Annotated in this window: 1 protein-coding gene; it reads left to right on the top strand. The window is 54.6% G+C overall.

Annotated elements, in window-relative coordinates:
• On the top strand, positions 1-218 hold a 218-nt coding region (locus A3709_RS15820; protein WP_197484251.1), incomplete at both ends, for a phytanoyl-CoA dioxygenase family protein.

Here is a 218-nt window from a genome sequence, read left to right as displayed (position 1 = left end):
ATGACTGCGGCACCCAGTTTCATCGGGATTCCTATGGCGCAGACCTGTCCTTTACGAATATCAAGATGGCGCTCTATCTCGATCCACTGGATGCGCAATCCGGGGCAATTCGGGTGATTCCCGGCAGCCATCATCCGGGCAGTGCGTTCACCCGGTTACTCAATCAGCATGTTGATTCCGGATTTCGCGATCTGAACCTGGATACCGATGAAGTGCCC

Origin of the sequence: Halioglobus sp. HI00S01 (genome assembly GCF_001635445.1) — a bacterium.
Taxonomy (GTDB): domain Bacteria; phylum Pseudomonadota; class Gammaproteobacteria; order Pseudomonadales; family Halieaceae; genus Halioglobus; species Halioglobus japonicus.
The sequence above is the reverse complement of the archived record's forward strand: the minus strand, read 5'-3'. Positions and strand labels throughout refer to the sequence as shown.